This is a genomic window from Paenibacillus sp. GCM10027629, assembly GCF_042676425.1.
Lineage (GTDB): Bacteria > Bacillota > Bacilli > Paenibacillales > Paenibacillaceae > Paenibacillus_K > Paenibacillus_K terrigena.
Genome location: NZ_JBHTGZ010000003.1, coordinates 248,855 through 268,515, shown reverse-complemented (window position 1 = coordinate 268,515; position 19,661 = coordinate 248,855). Strand labels below are relative to the sequence as shown.

The following is a 19,661-nucleotide window of genomic DNA, read 5'->3' as shown; positions in this document are numbered from 1 at the left end:
CCCCTACTTTCTCAACAGCGCATACTGCCGAAGCATGACTTCTCTAATCAATTCAAGTCCTTCTGCAAGCTCTTCATCTGTCATAACAAGCGGCGTCAGGAAGCGGATCACATTTCCATGCACCCCTGCGCTTAACAAGATAACCCCGGCCTCGTAGCAGCCCTTTTGTACCTCAGCAACATACGCTTTAGCCGGCTCATTGTTATCCGGATGAATGAATTCAACGGCGCACATCGCGCCTAGTCCGCGTACATCGGCAATCAGTGGTATGGATTGTTGCAAATCCATGAGACAAGCGCGAATCGTATCTCCGATCGAACGCGATCTTTCAACAAGATCCTCACGTTCGATTTTCTCGATCACGGCCAAAGCCGCCGCACAACCAAGCGGACTGCCGCCATAGGTTCCGCCGATTTCCCCTGGTGACGGTGCATCCATTATTTCTGCTCGGCCCGTTACCGCGCTGATCGGCAATCCTGCGGCGATTGATTTGGACATCGTTATCAAATCAGGCTCAATGTCAAAGTGTGTACTGGCAAACATGTGACCCGTTCGTCCGAAGCCGGTTTGGATTTCATCCGCGATAAACAAAATATTGTTGCGTTGACAGATGTCGTACACACCTTTCACAAATTCCTTCGGCGGTACGATAAATCCGCCTTCACCTTGCACCGGCTCCATAATCACGGCAGCTAATTCTTCCGGCGAAACCTCCGTATAGAGGAAGTCTTCGAACTGTTTAACGCAGTACAACGCGTACTCTTTTTCCGACATCCCTTCTGGACGGGCTGTTGGATTTGGGTATGGGGCTTTGTAGGTGGCAGGGGCAAACGGCCCCATTTGGAATTTATAAGGCTTTACCTTGCTTGTAAGCGACATCCCCATCAGCGTTCGCCCATGAAATGCCCTTGTAAACGAGACGATACCCGGCTTCCCCGTATATTTCCGTGCAATTTTCACGGCGTTCTCTACCGCTTCAGCTCCGCTGTTCAAGAAGATGGTTTTTTTCTGAAAGCTGCCTGGCGTTATTTGTGCCAGCTTCTCGGCGAGGGCAAGATAGGGTTCATACATAGCCACATGAAAGCATGTGTGGAGATATTGCTCAGCCTGCTTCTGTACAGCGTCTACGACCTCCGGCGGGCAATGGCCTACGTTCATTGTTCCGATCGCCCCGGCAAAATCCAAGAATACATTGCCATCCACATCATATATCAATGACCCTTCGGCCTTTTGCACAAAAATAGGAGTATTGTTGCCAACGCCTCTTGGCACGAGAGCTTGCCTCTTATCTAGTAATTCCTGCGTCCGGCTCCCCGGAAACGGTGAAACAACAGAACTAATTTTCCTCGTTAATTCCATCTTTCTATACCCCTTTTCTCCTTATATAAAGCGCTTTCTTCACATTTTAATCCTATAACTGGAAGAATACTATTGCGCACAGGGATAAGTTTTAATATATTTATTATCAATTAGGGATAAATAATAAAGGATTGGAGTGAGCGAATGATCAAGCTAGTCCAGGCATTGAAACTGCCTTCGCTCCAACAGGCCACAGTCGTAGCCGGAGCGGAAGGTCTTGACCGCATGATTCGATGGGTACCCATCGTTGATTTGCCTAATCCGTTACCTTGGGTGAACGCAGGGGATTTCCTACTGACAACTGGTTACGGATGGCCTCAAGACGAAGAGAAGCTTTGTGACCTTATTATCCAATTATCTAAGAGAGGCCTCAGCGGGTTAGGACTTGCCGTACCCCAATACATTGATAAAATACCCCAGGCTGCATGCGCAGTGGCCAACGAACTGCATTTCCCGCTCCTAGAAATCCCATGGGAGATTCAATTCAATACCATTACGGAAGAAATCCTCAGTTCGATTCTGACCTATCAATATAAGCTTCAGGAACAATCTGGATTCATTCATCAGGAACTTATGCGCATTGCTTTTGAAGCGAAGGATCTTCAGGAAATTGCTCATACTTTAGGGCAACTGATTGAAAGAACGATCATAATTCAGCATCCGGAAGGCCATCTTATGGCCGTACATACGTTACAAGAAGATGGATATACAGCAGAGAACACCGAACAACTACTTCACGAGATTTCCACATTTTCCAAAGAACAAGCACAGCATTTGTCTCTCCGTTCCGGTTCACAACCCATAAGAATTCAAGACACACCGAACTCGAATCTATATTCTCGTTACGTGTGCCCTATCTCGATCAAAAAGGAACTAGTCGGTCTCTTGTGGATCGTCGAAGGGCAACAGCCACTTCGAGAAGAAGACTTACGCGCTGCTCAATCCGCATCCATCGTCATGGCGCTGCATATTTCTCAACAGCGGGCACTTGCATCTCTCGAGGCCCAGCTAGGATATTCGTTCCTTGATTCATTATTTGAAGGTGAATTCAATACAACCCCCCAGATCTTACGACGAGCAGAACTGTTAGGCTTCGAACCGGAAGGCGTATACTCCGTTGGCACACTGGTTATGGATGCCCCTGTCCCTCTGTCTCATGAAGGCATCGTTAAGCGTGAGCGGTTAGCTGACAAGCTCAAACAGAAAATGCAAGAGCTAAAAATACCAGCAGTCCTCTCTCTGACGCAGAACCAAATCATTTTTTTACTTCCAACTCGTGTTCAATCAGAGCAGATCTGGAAGTCGATGAAAGACACGAATCTATCTTTTGCCGTGAGTCTGCCTCATCGAGGGTTTAGGAACGTACGTCAGGGGTATAGAGAAGTGAGTTCCATCCTTCCACATATCCAATTCGGGCAACATCACCGCTATCAAGACTTGCTGGTTCCAAGGGTTCTGATGGGTGATCAAGATGCACGTTCATCCTTCCTTAGCAAGCTGTTTGATCCGATCCACAGAAGCAAAAACGGCGACGTGCTGATCCGTACTCTATTAACTTTCGCCCGATTAGGATTTCAGCTCAAAAAAACGGCTGACGAATTAAAAATCCATCCTAAAACGTTGCGTTATCGATTGGATCGAGCCATATCATTAGGGGATTTCGATCTTAATGAAGCGGAAACGCAGTTCAATCTTCAATTAGCCGTTCGACTCAACACGTTAGAGAATCAATAGCCAAAAAAAAGAAGCTGGAACGGTACGCTCGCAGCTCCTGAATCCTGTTATCGTTCATTGTTTGAAACCATCTTGCGAAGTCCGTAAACGCTTAGCAACAATAAGGGGAATAGCACATTGAAAGTGCTATCGAAAAATGGCCAGTACCATGTAATCACATTATGATAGAAAGTGGTGTTTGGCGCTATAACGATGGTAAGCACCATGAGCAGCATCGCAGAAGGCAAGACTAACGCCTTGTACTCCTTGAGATTCAATAGTTGACTCAATCCTAGAATGAAGCTATAAAAGAAAATCGTAATCTTAAAAAAGATCGTGACGAACCACATGAGAGCCAGAATAGCTTCAATCCTTTCCAGAAACTTGCCAATATTAATTTTTTTGGCCAACGAATAACTTGGATACATATTATTCGCCGTTCCATCCACCCCCAACACAAGAATCGTTAGCAGAATTAAAAGAATCAAAAATATACTGCCCAGAAAAGCTCCGGACATAAAGCTTTTCAATATATGCTTGGGCTGGTTGACATAAGGTATAATCATAAGGAATGCAACGAGTTGCACAGAAGAAAACGTCGATGATGCAATGGCACCCTTAAGGATCGGTTTCATTCCCTCCGCAAGAACGGGTTGAATGTTCTCTGGATGTGTTTGTGGCAATAGAAACAGGATGAACAGGATAAAAAACAGGATGAATCCCGGGAAGAACATCTCCCCTGCTCGAGCGATCACTTCGAGTCCACGCCTTATACCCATCACGACAACAAACAAAAACATGATGTAGATCGCTTGATTCGGCGTCTCCGGCATGCTCTGTGTGGCCATAAAATCGCCGATTTCCCTAATATTTGCTGCGGCACAAATCAGAAAATAGACTAAGAACAACAGCGACAACAGTGTTCCCAGGGTTGTGCCCAGTATTTTCTTATTGTATTCCACCAAGGTCATCCCAGGGTTGAGTCGCGCTACGGCCGTAAATAAAAAAATGACGAGCAGCCCGATTCCTTCACCAACAATGGATGCGATCCATGCATCTTCTTTGGCCTGTGAGGCCATAACCGACGGCAACACCAAGATCGCATCGCCGACCGTAAATAGTGTGACCAAGATGGCAAATTGTCGTAAGGATATCTTTCCGTTCTCCAGCATGTTTTCCTCCTTCTACTTCAAGAGACCATAAATGAGGTTGCTGATCGGCTTGTATATTGCAATCATCAAGTAGAGCGGACTAGGGATGTTCCAGTGGAGCTCCAGCGCAATACTTAGTCCGGTTCCCGCTGCCAGCAGAGTGAAGAATACCCATAACTCTTTATGCATTTTTCTTTGTAATAGCCGGGGGACTTCGATGAAAATAATAACTATCGCTATGGCAAGAATTCCTGCGACCGCCCACATGATCGTTCTACTCCTTTATTCTTCCCAAGAATGAGTTGCCTACCGTACCTATCTGTCGAATCGAAGCATCAGCCTTCACATTTACATCTAAATTCATGAAATACCGATCCCAGTCCTGTTTCATTTTTTTCCATGCTTTGGGATTAGAGCGTCGAATCACTTCTCCGAACCCAAAAATATCAACTTTATATTTTTGCTGCACGGTATGTACAGCCTCATGAATCAGTTTCTTCATCGTTTCTTCCCCTAAACTCTCCAATTGGGAAATGGTTTTTGTCTTCGTTAAATCAATTTGGCATCCGACTTCATCAACATTGACTTCACTACGGAGGTTAATATCAATATGGGGTTTCCCTTGAATGATCCTGCCTTTTACTTTGGTTTTGGTACGAATGACTTCTAATGTTGCTTTGCCTCCGCTTGGACAGGGAATCACAGCTGCGGTACTTTTTACCTTATCACGAATATAGTTATACCCTTTGCTTTCCTTCTCATTTAACCAGCCGATCAGCTTGTCTTTTCTAAAGACAGCTAAAGTCGTATACTGCAAGCGTACTGGGGTATCGACCTTCTGCACACTGGTGTTGGTGCTGCCCTCTCCCGGGTTCCCATGAACGGTGATTCCGGCCAATACGGGGTTCTTGCCTTCACTCGTTAAATCAGCTATCAATTCATCTAAAGTGACAGACAAAGTCGGTGCCCATGCTTTCTGTGATGTTTCGAGTGCAGTAAAAAGCATATTCGCTGGGATAGCATCCAGTGCCGTCAAGACCTTCAGTATGTCTTCAGCATTTGACTCCTTAGACACGGCAATGTAAAAATCAGATCGTGCTTCACTGTCTCTCGCCAGGAAATCCAATGATTTGCCGATTCCATCTCTGGCCAAAGCTTCACCAAGAACAAGAATACGAAGGTGAGAAATATATATTTTTCTGGGACTTTCCGTTGTCATCTTGCGGATTGCTTCAAATACGCTATCTCCAACACCACTATACAGGATAACTGGGGACGCGCCTCGGCTTTTTTTCGCCGCAATTTCAGCTGGAACAACAACCTGCACGGAAACCTTATATTGTTCACCCTGTTTATCAATGCCCATTCCCACTGCAATTGCTAGTTCATTCAGTTCCCTACGGTTCCAACAACCCGTTACAATGAATTGGATGCAGAAAAGCACGATCATAAGCCGCTTTCGTACCATTGTATACTCCTTTCATCGGCCGTTTGCTAAATTCGGGGTTTAGGGGCAGGGGATGGTTGATTACGAGTTACGTCCTTCTGGCTAATGAGGCGCGGGCGGGTTCTCATTCTCCAACGGGGCAGTCTAAAAATCGTATCCTTCTGATCTTCCAGAATGAATGGCGCCAGAGAACTTGTATAAGGTACGCCAAAAGAGCGTAAGCTGCACAAGTGTAGCACGAGCGCAATAAATCCAATAATCATCCCGAATAAACCGAAAGAAGCTGCCAGAATCAAAATAGGAACCCGAATTAATCGGACAGAAATCGACATATTGGGCGCAGGAAAAATGAAATTGGAAATCGCTGTGATGGATATGACAATAACCATGGCTGCCGATGCGATGCCTGCCTCTACGGCTGCCGTTCCAATGACGAGCGTACCTAGAATGGATACCGCTTGACCAACAGCTCGTGGCATTCTTATGCTAGCTTCCCGTAATATTTCAAGTGCTGTCTCCATCATCAGCGCCTCAATTATCGCTGGAAAGGGAACACCTTCGCGTTGAGCCGCCACACTAATTAATAAAGCTGTCGGTAACATCTCTTGGTGAAACGTGGTAATCGCGATATACATGGACGTCCCGACAAGAGAAATAAAGAAGCTGAAAAAACGAAGTGCGCGCAGCACGCTGCTGACATCCGCACGTTGATAATAATCTTCAGCCGCCTGGAAGAATTGAATAAATGTAGCAGGAGCGGTAAGAACGAATGGTGTTCCATCCACCAGAATTGCTACGCGTCCCTCCAGCAAATCAGCTGCAACGACATCCGGTCGTTCCGTATTATATATCGTAGGGAACGGTGTAAACGTCTCATCCTGTATTAATTCCTCGATATAACCGCTTTCCAGTATGCCATCGATATCAATCCGATCCAGCCGTTTACGCACTTCATCCACGATGTTGTCACTCGCAATTCCATGAATATACATGATCGATACATCGGTTTTGGTAACTCGTCCTATCGTTCTCGACTCCAGCCAAAGATTACGATCTTTTATCTTACGTCGAATCAACGCAGTATTTGTCCGAATGGACTCCGTAAAACTCTCGCGCGGACCACGTACGATCGTCTCTGTCGCTGGCTCTGTAACACTTCGTTGATTCCATTGCCTTACCCCGATGGAAAACCCTTTGCAATGCCCTTCAAATAACAGGATAGCGTCTCCTGATAATAAGAAAGTGTATAACATTTCATAGTTGAGGACTTCTGTCACTCCACCAAAGGTGAGGGCACGTTCTTTTAGGACATTTAATACATCTTGGCCGAAGGAGATCATTTGATCCAATTCGGTGTTTTTCATATCCATTAACAATGATTCTATGACGTAATCGGCAAGCGCTTGCGTTCCGGTTAACCCGTCCGTGTAGAAAATAGCTGCTTTGAGATTGCCAATTTTCCCAATCCGTATTTCTCTGAGGATGATGTCATTACTATTTCCTAGCGCTTGTTTTACCTTATCAATATTTTGTTGCAGATTGGCTGAAATAGGTTCCTCGGCATCCGATTTCGATACCGCGTTATGGGAGTCTTCTTGTGTATCTCCGTTAGTCTTATTGTTATGATCCATAAACAATCCCTCGATTTTTCAATGCTATGGATCAATTGTTACCTAATCCATGCCTTGATAAACCTGAGGGAAGACCACTTCACCGCATCGAAGCAATCCAATGAGAAGACCGTCCTGACTTCATTCAGTCCGGACGGTCCACTGGTATAGAGCTATACGATTCCTTCGTAATTCCTATCCGATAATTTTCTTAGCGATCGCCGCGAGGTCAAGAATGTCGATCACACCATTGCTGTCCATATCCGCCGACTTGAACTTGTTCCAATCCGGATGCTGCTGGGTCATGCCGTAATGAGCCGCTGCGATGGCAAGGTCAGCGATCGAGTATTTGTTGTCGTGATTGACGTCGCCCGGCAATTCAGGATCTGCCGTCACTTCAACGGTCACGGACGCCGGAAGGGCCTCGCTCTCATGACCTTGTGCATCCCCTATTGTAGCGTTTGTAACCGCGATCGACCCGCTAACGCTCTGCGGTACTTGCTTCGCTACAAACTTCAACTCTATCAACTCCGCATCGGTTGTGATCGCATGGTCTGACCCCAGACTTACGATAATCAAGCGAATTTGTCCCGGCGTCTGTGCCAGCTGTTTGTAGACCGTTATACCTTCTAGCGTTGCAACCGCATCTTGGAATTCATAGAGGTTCGGATCATACTGAACCAGCACATCTTGAGCCTGAACCGGCTCATGCACCTGCTTCAGACCGAGGCGCACGGTAAACGGTTCGCCTTTCAAGACCGAAGTCGGACCTATCAGTTTCACAGCTGTTTGCTGCATGTCACGCTTTGTTACATGAACCTGCGCCGTCACCGTTTCTCCGCCGTATGATGCGCTGACTGTCGTGCTTCCTTCCGCTACCCCGGTCAACACGCCTCTATTATCGACAGAGGCGATCTTCCCATCCGCAGTCGTAAATACGGCTAACGAAGTGACATCCTTCACCGCGCCTGAATCGCTGTATGTCGCGGTAACGACCGTAGGCAGCGTATCGCCAATCATCAGGCTGTAGGACGGTTGGTTCAGACTAAGAGTAAACGCTTCCGCCTGACTTGTAAGCTCCTTGATTTGATTGGCAGACAGCGCAGCCGTATAAATTCTGGCATCGTCAATCAACCCATTAAAGCTCTCGTTGCCTGACTGGTTACTACCGATATATGTTCCGGTTGTTGGTGTATTCGGTGCGGATGAGCTATCGGTAATCTCTATACTGCTGCCGTTCATATACAGCTTCCACATTCCGCCTTGTCTGACCGCAGCGATATGCGTCCATTGCCCAACCGTTAGAACGGTCTGTGATCCCAAGACAGCCTTACCCCCGAGCAATATGGATACCTTATCGCCTTTCCCGTGATCAAGGAATATGGAATATCCGCTGGCAGAAGTCGTGCCGTTCAATAAAATCTGCTGGCCGCTTGTCGTTGCGCCATTCCACTTCACCCATGCCGACAACGTTATATTGTCCACGTTTGTCGACACCAGACTAGCACTCGCATAGCTACCGCTGCCGTTCAGGCTCAGCGAGGATGTACCTTCCTTCTTATCCGATTGGCTGTATGCAGCCCCGCCTTTTAACGTTGCATTGAACCCATTCGGACTGCTGTCGTTGCCATTGCCATTGAAGCCCCACATGGCTTTATAATCCGTTAATGCGACTGCCTTGTTGGCTTCGAACGTCGCTACTGCTGTGTCCAGCGCAGTCACCACATCGTCCACTTGCGCTTGTGTTGCCGCTGCGTTGTCGTAGACAGCCTTCGCTGCGTCGATCGCTGTCTGCAGTGTCTTTTTCGAGCCTAGTGCATATTCGCCCGGCGCGCTGCCTTCGACTGCCGCATCGTGCTTCGCTTGTGCCACATCGATTGCTGTATGCAATGCCGATTTATCCGCCATTACTTTTCCTCCGCCGACATAAAGCTCGTTAAGACGCAAACCTGAATTCTTCTCCCATTTCAGTTTCAACTCGCTGACCGGCGCATAGGCGTGTAGATCAATGTTCTGATACATGCCCGTAAATTTACCGACATCGATCCAGTCCGTGGCAGCCTGCGTGGCTTTTTTGACCATCAGTTTCACTTCCGATCCCTCGTTTTTCATCAGGATCAGATTCGTTGCGCCTGGCGCGTTGATATTGTTGTACGTCATCTCTCCCGCAGCATTACCCACATCAACATAGCTGAAAATATCTTTATCAAGCAGCTTCTCCATGCCGCTCAGATTCCCTGAGAGGACAAAAGTATCCTCCTTGACGTTTTTATTGATCTCGACCTCGTGAACCTTGAGCCACTTATTCTGCACGCCGTCGGTGAGCTTCAAATAACGTGCCAATTTACCCCCACAGTCGACGATATTGATGCTTCCCGCATTACTGAACGTAATCGGGTCCCGCCAGTTTATTCCGTCCGAGCTGAATTCAATCGTACCGGAGGATACCAAGTCCTTATCGGAGTTGATCAGCATGTCGTAAACCGGGATCTCGCTTCCTAGATCGAATATAAAATATCTGCCCGAAGACGGCTTGAGCCATAGATACGTGGATGGATTGCGGTCCACCATATTGCCCACGTTGCCTTCATAGATGCTGAGATTCTGAGCCGTTGCCGACAGGGACGGCGAACCGCCGAATTTAACAGAAAGCTCGGCAAGCGTGAAGGTCTTTGCCTCTTCGGAGGCGTTGCTCACGCGGATATATTTCGCAGCCGTGATGTGTGGGTCCGACCAAGGCATCGCGCTCCAGTTCATCCCGTCTGCCGAGTACTCGGCGGTCAGAAATTTAAGGCCCTCGTCGATTTTCAGCGAATGTGCGTTTTTCAGCTTGTTAAATTGGAATCCAACATAATCCCCTGGATTCAGCATGATCCCTGAGACATTTCGAAGTAGCGCGGAAGCGCCGTTATAGGTCAGCGCCTGATCCTTCAGCGCAGGTACATTGGTATAGATCGTCGCGGGTTGTTCCACGTTGACTTGGAACTCCATGACGGATAAGCCGCGGTTAGGCGATCCGGTGTTCACGTCCGTGAACTCGTCCGTCGCACGGTAACGCAGGAATTTGGCGTTGATGCCAAGTCCCTTCGCAGAGACCGTGCTCGTATCGAATGCTGCAACCTCCGTCCAGGTTCTGTTGTCCATTGACGCTTCTAGCGTGCCCTTTTTATAGTACCTTGTATTGTCCATCACGATCGATACATTATCGATATGCGTGTTCTTGCCCAGATTCACGCCGAAGTACGCGCCGCTGGATACCACCGCGCCCGAGTCGGTCACCGCAGCGGTCGTCATATCGCCGTCCAGCATCTTCGCGTAGTCGGCGGTCGTGCTGCCGAAACCAAGCCATTTCAGCGGCAGGGAGAGCGTCTCCATCAGCTGTGTTTCCAGCAGGTTCAGGATCTCCTCGGTAAAGGGAACAATCTCTTTCTGCGCAACAACCTTGCCCGCAGATACCGCTGTTTTAAGCTCCTCTCTGCGCTCGGAAAGCAATTGCATGGCCGCCTGAATGGATGCTGGATCATCCGTGGAGATTTTTCTCATTTCCACCAGCTGCTGCACGGCGTTTCTGCTTGCCTGTGCGATTTTCCGCATTTTGTCCAGCCACGGCATGAGTTCTCCCGAGATGCCGTGCGTGCCCGTATAGGCCTTCAGCGTGTCTACGGCACCGATGATTTCTTCGAACGCCCGAACCAGAGACGCGCCAGATTCCGATATGTCCTCGCCGCCTGCAAAAGCCTGTTTAATGGCATTCATCTGAGGCAGAAGGTAGAGGGATTCGCCCGCGTCGAACGGGTTCAATCCATGCGATGCGTTTTGCGAAAAAATACGCAGTGCGCCCGCTGCCTTCGGATTATCCCGAATGATATAATTGAACGAATCCTGCCAGTTCTGCTCATAATCATATTCGTCGGTGTTCCACGTATAATCAGCGACGCTGAACAGCGACACCTTGGATGCTTGCGCCTGATTCATCGGATTCGAGGCAAAGCCGGAGATATTCTTAACGCCGGCGTTCAGCCCCTTCGAAGGACCCATATGGACATAGCCTGCGCGCCCAAGATCGTTAACCGGATAGTTCCACCAGATATAGACCGGTCTGTCGATATACTGCGTGACCCAGTCGACGACGCTCTGCTTAATCGGCGAGACGACATTATCGCCCGTCCACATGATTTGAACGTCCTTTGGGAACTTGCTTATATTTTGCAGGTAATTGATCGTTGACTGACTGCCGCTGTCCTTGCGGTAATACTGCGGGCAAAAGATGATCGGCTTGATATCGCCCTTAGGCTTGATATACTCGCTGTCCATCCGCGTGATGAAGCTCACGAGCTGATCGTTGTTCGTCGCGGAATCGTCGAAGAAAATGGCGAATTGCCGGACGCCGATACCGTACATCTGGTCGAACTTGTTCTTGAGCGCCTGGATGTCGGCTTCCGAGCCGAGATTGATCTTGCCGCCGACATGGGCTGCCCAGACGAATTCAACGTTGGTCGCAAGCCCCTTGTCGACCAGTTCTTTCAGCTCGGCGAGCTTGTCGGCCGGATAGGGATCCTTCCACTGCGCCGCATGATATGGATCGTTTTTGGGCCCGTACAGATAAGAATTCATCTTGAAGTCGCCGCCGAACGCCATCAAGTCCTTCCGATTCTCGTGCGACCATGGCGTGCCGTAAAAGCCTTCGATGAAGCCGCGAAACTTAATATCCGCGTAATCTTCGATCAACACGTCGGTCAACACGCCATCTGCCTGCTCCAGGATCTGATCGAGAGTGGTGACGCCATAAAACGCGCCGCTGTTGTCGGCGCCCATGATGGCGATGACCAGGTCCGCTTCAGAGGTCTTGAGTACATAGCCTTCATCCTTCTTCACCGAAACCGCCGGATCGAATTTTCCATTTAAATATTCCTCATCGGCTCCCTTGCCATTGTCGATGCCGATCAGTACGTCGATACTGTCCGTCGACCCCGCCTTCGTGACGGTGAATCCCCGTTTCTCGAAAATGCTTTGCGCTTTAGCTGCGGTATTCTCGCTGACGCCCTCTTCCATCACCAGATGGATCGTTTTTCCCGCAAGCTGAATCGCGCCGTCGCCGTAGGCACTATTGTGCACCTTTGGATAAAAGGTATATTGGCCTAAGACTTTGCCCCGTACTACAACCGAGTAGTTCATCGTATCCGACGTATGGTTCTTCGAAAAGACCGCGGTCAGTGTAACGGCTTGATCCTGCTCGCCTCTTGTCACTGTAGCACTGCCGCCGTCAATCGCGATGGCATTGCTGTTCGACGTCCATGTGATACTGACGCCGTTCGGATCGGACAGCGGAAGATTGAAATTATTGAACACGTGCTCGGGTACCATTACGTTCTGCTTTGCAAGCGCTACGTAGTCGCTGTCCTCAAGCGGCGCTTGAAACACGCGAAGCTCATACAGCGAGTACCCCCATTTGTTCAGCGTGCCGTCCGCGTTCAGACGAGGCCGTACGCCCTGAAACTTCACATAGCGCGCTGTGACGGGCGTTGCAAACTCAAAGGCGTCCGTTCCTCCCGACGAATAGTTGGCGCTGTCCTCACGCACCTTCGCCACGATCTCCGTCCATTGCACGGCATCGCTCGACGCCATCAGCTTATATTCCGTAGGATATCTTTCGAGAGCCGCCTCGATTTTGTTGATCCGGTACGGTTGTTCCAGATCGACATAAATCCAGGATGCATACACCTCGGGTGTATTGCCCGCTCTGGATGCCCAGCGTGTGCCAGTATTCCCATCAACAAGATTTTCCTTTATAAAACTACTGTCATGGCCGCTCTCGAACACCGGTTTCTGGAGCGCTAGATTGATATTTGTCGTCTCCGCCGACACGGTATTTGCTTGGAACATGTTCACGATTAACAAGAGAATGCAAAGCATTGCGAAATTGATTTTACCCCTAACCCTGATCTCCATGGAAATCCTCCTTAGATTCAGTTCATGAGATAACTTGATAAAGAAAATGAACCCCCTCAACACGTTCAATATTGTTTGAGGGGGCTTTCAAATCTGGTTCTATGATTGAATATTACTTATTACTTGCCGTTCGCAGCTTTCCATTCATCGATCTGCTTTTGCTTCTCGGCAATGACATCGTCAGCTCCGGCTTTCTTCAGTTTGTCTATGAATTCCGCATAGTATTTGTCCGGATCAACCGAACCCGAGTCAAGCGTATATAGATATTCCTTCAGTGTCGCATCGACATTGGCGATTTGGGTCTTCACCGGTTCCGAGTCGAATACGAAGCCCATCACAGGGGATACCGTCGCAGTCTTGTCAGCCTCGTAAATCATACTAAGCATCTTTTCTGAAAGTTCCACATTGGCATTTTGATCCCACAACATCCTGCCGTAGGACTGCCCGATCTCCCATTCGCTCCAGTTGAAGTTATACATATCCTTGATCATTTCAATTTGTTTATCGCTAATCTTCTTGTAATCCTTTCCTTCTTCACCAAAAGCTAATAGATGGAACAAAGCGTTATCGGTATTGATTAACTCGATCAATTGAACAGCCTTCTCCGGATGCTTCGAGTTGGCACCAACGGCGACGAGTGCAGTTGAAGGGCTATTCGCTGGGATAAACGGTTCGGTAAACCGTTTCGAAACACTGTATACCTTATCCTCCGCCGGCGCTTGGGACATAAAAGATTGGACCTCTAGCTCAGGCATGTCAACTAGGTCAGGATAAGGATTCGCATATAAGGCTGCAACTCGTTTTGCTTTCCTGTCCGGAAGGTAATCCTTCATTGTTGCGGCATCCTTCTTGATGTAGCCATTCACATACCAATTTCTGAATGTTTTCAGGTAATCCTTGTACTCCTGAGTCTCATACTGGTTGAACACCTTGATGTCCTTATCATTAATCCGGATCCAGCCTGGAATCTTATTGTCAGCTACCGAATCCATACCATACATGATTGGCATATCTGCAAAATTGTCGGCTTGGTTGCTGTATTCCCAAGGAATGATACCCGGTTCTCCTTTTTTCACGGCATCCAAGAACGGCGTTAAGTCATTCCATGACTTGGCCGATTTCCAATCGAATTGATACTTGTCGACGAAATCCTTACGCAGCTGTACCCCTTTCGCTCCCGCCATGCCCCAGACTTGATAGTTAATCGATCCGTAAATTTTGCCATTGACTTTCACGCCCTGCCAAATACTTTCCGGTACTCTTGACTTCGTTACGGGAGCATACTTGTCGAGCAGATCGGAAATGTCGAGATAAGCGCCTTTGGAGGCATTCTGGAAATAATTAAGTTCTCCAAAGCTTCCGGTAAATGCAAGATCAAATGATTCACCCGACGAGATCATGAGGTTCATTTTTTGCGGATAGGCGCTCCAGTCCGTAACAACCAGCTTCAACGTGGCGTTAATCTTTTCCTTGATAATCTTGTTGGCTGCTTCCAGAATGCGATCCATGTCTTTTACTGGGGAATTGGCAATATAGAACGTTAATTCGACCGGCTCCTCCGTCTTCTTCTCTGACTCCTGTGTCGTCTGGTTCTCGGTGACTTTCGAGTTCGTGTTCGGTTCGCTGCCGGTTCCGCATCCGACAAGTGTAAGAGATAGAACGAGTAAGCCGGCAATGACGGAAGGAATACGTTTTTTAAATGGTTGCATATGAGTCCTCCTATTTATTCTTTTTTTAATCCATCAAAAACATGCTCTTTTTCTACTGCCTTAGACCGACGTCACTCCCCCCGGTTTATTTAGCGTTTCAGTCTCGGGATGTGTTTTCATCGTAGTAGACCAAGAACTTTGCGTATACAAGAAAAAATGTATTTTCCTTTAATAAATCGCGAATTCCAGTTCTTTAAAATGGATACTTTTCTTGAAAAATAGGATTTCTAGGCTTTAACGGCGCCAAGTGTGAGCCCCTTGACGAAATACCGCTGCAATACGGGATACATCAAGATGATTGGCCCGATGGACAGCATGGTGGCCGCCATTCTGGCACTTTCGCCCGGCAGCATGCCGATCGACTTCTCAATTGCTTTGGATGCCTGTTCATTGCTCATCAAGTACTGGATATTCGTCATTAGGGACTGAAGCAAATATTGGAGCGTATACAATTTATTGTTCTCGATGAACAATGCACTGGTAAACCAATCATTCCAGTAGGCGATGGATATGAATAATCCGATCGTCGCAAGCACGGGTGTAGACAAAGGCAGTACAATCCTGAAAAAAGTCATGAACTCCCCCGAGCCGTCGATCCGGGCCGATTCAATGATGGAATCAGGCAACGCCTTAAAGAAGTTCCGCATGATGAGCACATGCACTGGGGATACGAGCAGCACGATAATCAGTATAAGCAGCGAATCCTTCAGATGAAGGTATTTTGTCACGAGAATATAGTAAGGAGCAAGTCCTCCGTTAAACAGAATCGTGAAGAATACTAGAAACGCAACCTGATTTCTGTACCTCACTTCATTTCTGGAAATGGCATAGGACATCATGGAGGTCACGAGCAAATGAAGAATGGAGCCGACGGCCGTTACGAGAATCGTTATCTTGTATGCGTTCAATATGGATGTCGTGCCGGAGAATGCATACTGATAACCGATCAGACTGAACTCCTTCGGAATCAAATGATAACCGTCGGTGAGCAACGATTTCTCATTCGTCAATGAGATGGATAGCACCAACAACACGGGAATAAGGCACATCGCACTATACACGATGAACATTAAATTGATCACGAGCTTTGAAAATACGCCTTCACGTTTCAACTTCAACGTTATCACCTTCACACACTTCCCTCATAGCCAGATTAGAATAATGAACTGTCGGAATCATATTTTTTGACCAGATAGTTGGATATCAGTACCAGAATCAATCCTACAACCGCTTGATACAAGCCTACGGCGGAAGACATCCCGATATCGTTCACGGTGCGCAGCGACCGGAACACATACGTATCAATGACGTCGGTGGTCGAGAATAAGATACCCGATTCCCGAGGCAGATTGTAGAACGCACCCCAATCCCCAAGCCCGCCGTTGAAAATTTTCCCGAGCGAAAGAAGCAGCATAATGAAGACGACCGGCATTAAGAGCGGTATCGTGATGTACTTTGCCTTCATCCATTTGCTGGCGCCGTCGATTTCCGCTGCTTCATAATAATCCGACGAAATACCCGTAATGGCCGCTACGTAAATGACGGAAGTATATCCGACTTGCTTGAGCAAATAAGCTAAAGGCATAATAAACCGCCAATAGACCGGTTCACTGTACCAGTTAATTGACTCGAGCCCGAAGGAGGCCCGAATGCCGTTGACGAGACCCTGATCCGGGTTGAGCAGCGCGTATACAAGATACTCCCCCACGACCCAAGACAGAAAAAACGGCAGCAGCATCACGCTTTTATAAATGCCTGTCCGCACCTTGCTGCCCGTTTCTTGCAAGAGGATGGCGAACAAGACGGCGATGGCGGTCATCAGCACCAGGATGATCAGGTTATAGAAGATCGTATTGAAGGTGACCCGCCACGCAGCATCGGATTTGAAGAAAAACTCGAAGTTTTTAAACCCGATCCATTCGCTCCCCCATACCCCTTTCACAGGGTTATAATCCTTGAATGCGATGACCGCTCCGAACATTGGCAAGTAATTAAATATGAAGATATAGAGTAGTCCCGGCAGAAGCATAAGATAGAACGGCCAACGCTTGACCATTTCTTGCAAAAAAATGCCCCTGTTTAGGAGTCCGGTCCTTTTGACTCCTTTCTGTGCAGCTGGGATAGCCGACATGTTGTTATTCATATACCCACTCCTTCTTTCCTAACAGTCTTGTTATTTTCGATTTCAACTTCACAATAATCGCTCATAGATTCTTTTTATACAGAGAAATGCATATTTTCCTTTGATAACTCGCGATGATCGGTCTTTAAAATTTATACTTTTCAATAATATTTGAATTTCCTACATGAATTAGGGATACATCCGCAGGAATACCGATTCGAATGTAGAAAGAATGTCATAGACAAAAGGAGGCCTGGTATGTCTATTCCATTCAATTTGCAATCTAATCGTTTATATACGAAATTGCTATTGGCATTTACCATCACCGTCACGATTCTGATCCTCGGTCTGTCCGCCCTCTTGTATCGCAATTACAGTACAGCTTCTCTAGCTAACGAGAACAGGCTGAGAACATCGATGCTCAATCAGATTAGCTACAGCATGAATTACATGGATAATTTGGCGCATAAATTCATGTCATCCGTCATCGTCGGACCTAACATTTCCAACCTCCTTTATCAAAAAAACGAAGACAAGATGGTGCTAGACAACGCTCTGCGAAATTTGGATATGCTCGTCGTCACAAATGATTACGTGCATTCGGTATATACCATCTCTCTCCCATTAGACCGAATCACCTCGACGGAGGATGGGGGATTCTATTCCACGGATCATTTTTACGATCAGGATGTTATCAACCTGCTACAGAAGTGGGATAGCCAAAATTTGTCCACCATGCCGATCGCCCGCATAATTCCAAAAGCAAATTCTTCTTCAGAATTCATCAACGTATATTCGTACATCCTGCCTTTCCAGATGGATGCTGGTAAACATCTCAGCGAAGCGGTCGTTGTTAATATTAAGTCAAATGCCCTCCGTGAGCTTATCGCTTCATTAGATAACAAAACCGAAGCTGCAGAGAACGATATCATCGTGGTCGATTCGAATGGAACTGTCGTAAATCATGCTTCAGAAGGAATGTTTCTGCAAAACATTCGGGATGAGTCGTATGTTCAATCCGTAATTGCTTCAGATCATTCTTCGGGCACCTTTAAGACAAATATCGACGGCCAATCCTATACTATTGCTTTCGTGTCTTCACAAGCGTTGAATTGGAAATTCATTAGCCGGATCTCAGACAAAACATTCATGTCTCCAGTGGATGCAGTTAAGTCCTCAACCCTATTCATCAGCATCATCGTGCTGCTCCTGGGATTTCTCTTTTCCCTCATCATGTCCAAGTCGATCTATTCTCCGTTCGGAAAGCTGATTGAAACTGTTCGTCTGAAGAGCGATGAATGGGAGCAGAAACAGCGGAATCAACGTCTATCCTTACGAAACCATTGGTTGAAGGATCGGTTGCTGGGGAATAAGGATGTGAGCCATACAGAACTGCCATCTATAAAGGCGGAGCTCGGCATCAAGACGAATCTGGCCGGACCCCTTCGGATCATTGTATTTCGTCTGGATCATTATCGAATGTTTCTGGACAAGTATAATGAGAGAGAGCGCAGTCTGCTGAAATACGCCATCGCGAACATCATGGAAACGACGCTGTCCGGTCATTTGACCGGCGATGTGGTTGAAATGGATGCCGACAAGCTCGTATTGCTCCTGGAATCCTCAGGTCAAGAAGAAGAGTCGGCAGATATTCTAACCCTAGTGCAGAACATCCAAAGTTTGGTACAGGAATATTTGAATTTCTCGATTTCTGCCGCCGTCAGCGCGCCCATCGAGTCCCGCGCCCTGCTTAGCGAGGCATATTCTGATACGTTCGCTATATCGTTGTACCGGATGATTGCCGGACATGGCAGCATTCTTACGCCAGCCATTCGATCTTCGATCCGCACAGAACCGTCGCCTTTCCCTGAAGGAAAGGTTAAGCTGCTGCTGGATTCGCTCAGACTCGGACATCTGGATAAGGTCAAAAAGTACTTTGACGAATTTGTTCAAGCTTTGGTTGACGCGCCCTACGAAACGATGCTGTCCTCTTACATCCATCTCATGTTCATGATCAGCAGTTCCTATCATTCCGTTGCAGATAACAATAACAATTCACGAATATCGAACGCGTTTCACACGTTTTTTTCCAAAATAGACTATTTCGAGACGGTTGAAGAGATTCATCAGACGTTCGAATCTTTGTTTAACGAAATCGTCTTGACTGCAGACGCCGTAAAACATAACAAACGCAAAATCGTCGTGGATCGTATTAAGAAATTGATAGAGGATCAGTACCAAGATAAAAACCTGAATCTAAGCATCCTTGCCGAGGAGTTCCAAATGTCGAACGTTTATTTGGGAAGAGTCTTCAAAGAGTCGACAGGCGAATCCGTTGCCGAATACATTACAAAGATTCGAATGGCTCGTGTCAAACAATTGCTGAACGATTCCAACTTGTCGACCAAAGAGATTCTGGAGCAATGCGGCTGGGAAGATTTGAATTATTTCTATACGCTGTTCAAGAAGCATTTCGGCCTATCACTCACGCAATATAAAGTATTGATCAAAAGCGACGATCAACAAGAGGCACAAGAGACGAGTTGATCGGAAATCAATTGATGGTTGAATGAGAAAAACCGTCCGGACTAAACATTAGTC

Annotated in this window: 11 protein-coding genes; 2 read left to right on the top strand and 9 right to left on the bottom strand. The window is 47.3% G+C overall.

The window, feature by feature from the left end; translation table 11 throughout:
- Positions 1-3: 3 nt before the first annotated feature.
- On the bottom strand, positions 4-1,359 hold the full coding sequence (gene gabT / locus ACFQZR_RS01785) for a 4-aminobutyrate--2-oxoglutarate transaminase (protein ID WP_379342309.1): 1,356 nt from the start codon (positions 1,357-1,359) through the stop codon (positions 4-6).
- 144 nt (positions 1,360-1,503) lie between these two features.
- On the opposite strand from gabT, the gene ACFQZR_RS01780 reads away from it, so the two are divergent.
- Positions 1,504-3,093 (top strand): PucR family transcriptional regulator, encoded by a 1,590-nt coding sequence (locus ACFQZR_RS01780; protein ID WP_379342307.1) that lies wholly within the window; start codon positions 1,504-1,506, stop codon positions 3,091-3,093.
- A gap of 47 nt (positions 3,094-3,140) precedes the next feature.
- Here ACFQZR_RS01780 and ACFQZR_RS01775 read toward each other — a convergent pair whose 3' ends face one another.
- From ACFQZR_RS01775 to ACFQZR_RS01740, 8 genes are all read right to left on the bottom strand, one after another.
- Entirely contained in the window at positions 3,141-4,244 is a 1,104-nt protein-coding gene (locus tag ACFQZR_RS01775; protein ID WP_379342305.1) for a GerAB/ArcD/ProY family transporter, read from the bottom strand.
- 12 nt (positions 4,245-4,256) lie between these two features.
- Positions 4,257-4,490, bottom strand: a complete 234-nt coding sequence (locus ACFQZR_RS01770) for a hypothetical protein (RefSeq protein ID WP_379342303.1) — start codon at positions 4,488-4,490, stop codon at positions 4,257-4,259.
- Between the two features lie 7 nt (positions 4,491-4,497).
- Entirely contained in the window at positions 4,498-5,691 is a 1,194-nt protein-coding gene (locus ACFQZR_RS01765; protein ID WP_379342301.1) for a Ger(x)C family spore germination protein, read from the bottom strand.
- A gap of 26 nt (positions 5,692-5,717) precedes the next feature.
- Positions 5,718-7,301: a spore germination protein gene (locus tag ACFQZR_RS01760; protein ID WP_379342299.1), complete on the bottom strand. Its 1,584-nt coding sequence runs from the start codon at positions 7,299-7,301 to the stop codon at positions 5,718-5,720.
- 174 nt (positions 7,302-7,475) lie between these two features.
- Positions 7,476-13,229, bottom strand: a complete 5,754-nt coding sequence (locus ACFQZR_RS01755; protein WP_379342297.1) for a beta-N-acetylglucosaminidase domain-containing protein — start codon at positions 13,227-13,229, stop codon at positions 7,476-7,478.
- A 119-nt stretch (positions 13,230-13,348) separates the two neighbouring features.
- Positions 13,349-14,938 carry an ABC transporter substrate-binding protein gene (locus ACFQZR_RS01750; RefSeq protein WP_379342295.1) on the bottom strand — a complete coding sequence of 530 codons (1,590 nt, stop codon included), beginning with the start codon at positions 14,936-14,938 and terminating at the stop codon, positions 13,349-13,351.
- Positions 14,939-15,165: 227 nt separating this feature from the next.
- The gene (locus ACFQZR_RS01745) at positions 15,166-16,071 is read right to left on the bottom strand and encodes a carbohydrate ABC transporter permease (protein ID WP_379342292.1); all 906 of its coding nucleotides are present in this window, start codon (positions 16,069-16,071) and stop codon (positions 15,166-15,168) included.
- Between the two features lie 20 nt (positions 16,072-16,091).
- The gene (locus ACFQZR_RS01740; protein ID WP_379342290.1) at positions 16,092-17,081 is read right to left on the bottom strand and encodes an ABC transporter permease; all 990 of its coding nucleotides are present in this window, start codon (positions 17,079-17,081) and stop codon (positions 16,092-16,094) included.
- 237 nt (positions 17,082-17,318) lie between these two features.
- Between ACFQZR_RS01740 and ACFQZR_RS01735 the strand changes: the two genes are divergently transcribed.
- Positions 17,319-19,607: a helix-turn-helix domain-containing protein gene (locus ACFQZR_RS01735; protein ID WP_379342288.1), complete on the top strand. Its 2,289-nt coding sequence runs from the start codon at positions 17,319-17,321 to the stop codon at positions 19,605-19,607.
- Positions 19,608-19,661 lie beyond the last annotated feature (54 nt).